Genomic DNA, 3,334 nt, shown 5'->3' on the forward strand with positions numbered 1-3,334 from the left:
GCCCCACGCGCCCCCCCCCCCCCCCGGCCCTTGCGTGTACGGTGCGAGAAGCCCGCAATCACAAAGGCCCCACGGGTGGCTTGACCCGGACCGCATGTATGTAGGGACGTTGTCCTTTGACCTGCTTCTCGGCGACGTACGGTCGTTGAAGGAGAAGCGCTCCGTCGTCCGCCCGATCGTCGCCGAGCTGCACCGCAAATTCGCGGTGAGCGTGGCGGAGGTCGGCGACCAGGACCTCTACCGCAGGGCCCAGATCGCCCTGGCGATGGTCTCCGGGGACCCGGGCCACCTCACGGAGGTGCTCGACCGCTGCGAGCGGCTGGTGGCGGCGCGGCCGGAGGTGGAGCTGCTGTCCGTGCGACGGCGGTTCCACGGTGGCGATGATGATTGAGGGGGCCGGACCGGCGGTCGCAAGCCGCCGCCGGCCATCGATGACCGACGCGAGAACTGACGCGAAGAAGAGAGAAGAAGACGCATGACCGACACCGCGCGGGCACGCAAGCTGGCGGACCGCATCCGGGTCGTGGTCGCGGAGACCCTGCAGCGGCGGATCAAGGACCCGCGGCTGGGCTATGTGACCATCACCGACACCCGGATCACCGGTGATCTGCGGGAGGCGACCGTCTTCTACACGGTCTTCGGCGACGACGAGGAGCGGGCGGCCTCCGCCGCGGCCCTGGAGAGCGCCAAGGGCGTGCTGCGGTCGGAGGTCGGGCGCCAGACGGGGGTGCGCTTCACCCCGACCCTGACGTTCGTCCCGGACGCGCTGCCGGAGAACGCCCGCACCATCGACGATCTGCTCGCCAAGGCCAGGGAGGCGGACGCCCAGGTGCGCGAGGCGTCCTCGGGCGCCGCTTACGCGGGCGAGGCCGATCCGTACCGCAAGCCCGACCAGGAGGACGACGAGGAGCCCGGCACGGACGGCAAGGGTTCAGCGGACGCATGACACGCAAGGGCAGGGCCGGTTCCGGGGCACCGGACGGCCTGGTGATCGTCGACAAGCCGGCCGGTTTCACCTCGCACGACGTCGTCGCCAAGCTGCGCCGCTTCGCCGGCACCCGGCGGGTCGGCCACGCCGGAACGCTGGATCCGATGGCCACGGGCGTGCTTGTGGTCGGCGTGGAGAAGGCCACCCGGCTGCTGGGTCATCTGGCGCTGACCGAGAAGGAGTACCGGGCCACCATCCGGCTCGGGCAGACCACGGTCACCGATGACGCGGAGGGCGAGATCACCGCCTCCGACGGCGCCGCCGGGGTCGACCCGGGCGCCGTCCAGGCCGGGATCGAGGAGCTGACCGGAGACATCCAGCAGGTCCCCTCGAAGGTCAGCGCCATCAAGATCGACGGCAAGCGCTCCTACGCACGGGCGCGGGAGGGCGAGGAGTTCGCGATCCCGGCGCGGCCGGTGACCGTCTCCTCCTTCGTCCTCCACGACCGCCGCGAGGCCAAGGCGGAGGACGGCACCACCGTCCTCGACCTGGACGTCACGGTGGTGTGCTCCTCCGGCACCTACATCCGGGCCCTGGCGCGCGACCTGGGCGCCGGACTCGGCGTGGGCGGCCATCTCACGGCCCTGCGCCGGACCCGGGTCGGTCCGTACGGTCTGGAGGCGGCCAGGACGCTGGAGCGACTGGAGGAGTCGCTGGAGATCCTGCCCATCGCGGAGGCGGCGGCCGCCGCGTTCCCGCGCTGGGACGTGGACGAGCGCCAGGCCCGGCTGCTGGGCAATGGGGTGCGGATCGACATGCCGTCGGGGGAGACGGGGCCGGGGTCGGGGCCGGTCGCGGTCTTCGGGCCGGAGGGGCGCTTTCTGGCCCTGGTGGAGGAGTCGAAGGGCAAGGCGAAGAGCCTGGCCGTCTTCGTATGACGCCGTTGGCGCCGTCGATGCCGTCGATGCCGTCGATGCGGTCGGAGCCCCGGGCCCGACCGACGCGGCGCCGGTGTGTCGTTGCCGACTCCGGGCCGCGTTGCACGCGCCGGGACCGGCCGCCTACCGTGGCTTTCCGGCCGGTCCGGGCGCTCGAGGCGGCCACCGATGCGAGGCGGGCGCCCGGGGCATGGCAGTCTTAGACCTGCGAAGTCGACAGACAAAGGTTCGGGCGAGGAGCGGGCAAAGTGCAGCGCTGGCGTGGCTTGGAGGACATCCCCGAGGACTGGGGGCGCAGCGTCGTCACCATCGGTTCCTACGACGGGGTGCACCGAGGACACCAGCTGATCATCGGTCGTGCCGTGGCACGGGCACGTGAGCTGGGCGTACCGGCGGTCGTGGTCACCTTCGACCCGCATCCGAGCGAGGTCGTGCGGCCCGGCAGCCATCCACCGCTGCTGGCCACGCACCAGCGGCGCGCGGAGCTGATGGCCGGGCTGGGCGTGGACGCGGTGCTGATCCTGCCGTTCACGGCGGAGTTCTCGCGGCTCACCCCCGCGGACTTCGTGGTGAAGGTGCTGGTGGACAAGTTGCACGCCCGGGTCGTGGTGGAGGGCCCCAACTTCCGCTTCGGCCACAAGGCCGCCGGGAACGTGGCGTTCCTGCGCGAGCTCGGCACCACCTACGACTACGAGGTCGAGGTCATCGACCTGTACGAGCGCGGTGAGGCGGGCGGCGGCGAGCCGTTCTCCTCGACGCTGGTGCGCCGCCTGGTCGCGGAGGGCGATGTCACGGGTGCGATGGAGGTCCTGGGCCGGCCGCACCGGGTCGAGGGCGTGGTGGTGCGCGGTGCGCAGCGCGGCCGTGAACTGGGCTTCCCGACGGCCAACCTGGAGACCCTGCCGCACACCGCGATCCCGGCCGACGGCGTCTACGCCGGCTGGCTGACGGCGCAGGGCGAGGCGATGCCCGCGGCGATCTCGGTCGGCACCAATCCGCAGTTCGACGGGACCGAGCGGACGGTCGAGGCGTATGCGATCGACCGGGTCGGACTGGATCTGTACGGACTCCATGTCGAGGTCGACTTCCTCGCCTATCTGCGGGGCCAGGAGAAGTTCGACTCGATCGAGGCGCTGCTGGAGCGCATGGCGGCCGATGTGAAGCGGGCGCGGGAACTTGTGGAGGAGTACGGGAGCCGCTGAGGCGTACGGCGGCGGCTCGGCTGACCCGTACGGGAGTCGCTGAGGGCGAACGGCGGGCGCTACGCGCTGGCGGGAGCTACGCGCTGTGCGCTGTGCGGTGCGGCTGTGCGCCGGGCGCCCCGCGCCGCGTGGTGAACGGGAGAACGCGAATGCGCCCCGTGGACCGGATCCCCGGGCCGCCGGGGGGCTTGGGGTGGTGGGGGGGGACTGCTGGGGCGGCGGGGGCTGCCTGGGGCGCGCGGGGTGCCCGGTCTGGCGGGGCTGGC

The 3,334-nt window shown here is 72.3% G+C and carries 4 protein-coding genes; all 4 read left to right on the plus strand.

The window, feature by feature from the left end; genetic code table 11:
* The first annotated feature begins 94 nt into the window (after window positions 1–94).
* The 4 genes from ACFXB5_RS19395 (at window position 95) to ACFXB5_RS19410 (ending at window position 3,068) form a co-directional block, all read left to right on the plus strand.
* Window positions 95–391 (plus strand): DUF503 domain-containing protein, encoded by a 297-nt coding sequence (locus ACFXB5_RS19395; protein ID WP_385209261.1) that lies wholly within the window; start codon window positions 95–97, stop codon window positions 389–391.
* 84 nt (window positions 392–475) lie between these two features.
* Window positions 476–946: a 30S ribosome-binding factor RbfA gene (gene rbfA / locus ACFXB5_RS19400; protein ID WP_385209263.1), complete on the plus strand. Its 471-nt coding sequence runs from the start codon at window positions 476–478 to the stop codon at window positions 944–946.
* On the plus strand, window positions 943–1,866 hold the full coding sequence (gene truB, locus ACFXB5_RS19405) for a tRNA pseudouridine(55) synthase TruB (RefSeq protein ID WP_385209265.1): 924 nt from the start codon (window positions 943–945) through the stop codon (window positions 1,864–1,866). The genes rbfA and truB overlap by 4 nt, the downstream gene beginning before the upstream one ends.
* Window positions 1,867–2,114: 248 nt before the next feature.
* Window positions 2,115–3,068: a bifunctional riboflavin kinase/FAD synthetase gene (locus tag ACFXB5_RS19410; protein WP_385209268.1), complete on the plus strand. Its 954-nt coding sequence runs from the start codon at window positions 2,115–2,117 to the stop codon at window positions 3,066–3,068.
* Window positions 3,069–3,334 lie beyond the last annotated feature (266 nt).

The sequence above is a fragment of the Streptomyces sp. NPDC059455 genome, from assembly GCF_042750115.1.
Lineage (GTDB): Bacteria > Actinomycetota > Actinomycetes > Streptomycetales > Streptomycetaceae > Streptomyces > Streptomyces endocoffeicus.

Coding starts and splice junctions, on each gene's coding strand:
- ACFXB5_RS19395 (WP_385209261.1), top strand. CDS start 95: ATGTATGTAGGGACGTTGTCCTTTGACCTGCTTCTCGGCGACGTACGG.
- truB (WP_385209265.1), top strand. CDS start 943: ATGACACGCAAGGGCAGGGCCGGTTCCGGGGCACCGGACGGCCTGGTG.
- rbfA (WP_385209263.1), top strand. CDS start 476: ATGACCGACACCGCGCGGGCACGCAAGCTGGCGGACCGCATCCGGGTC.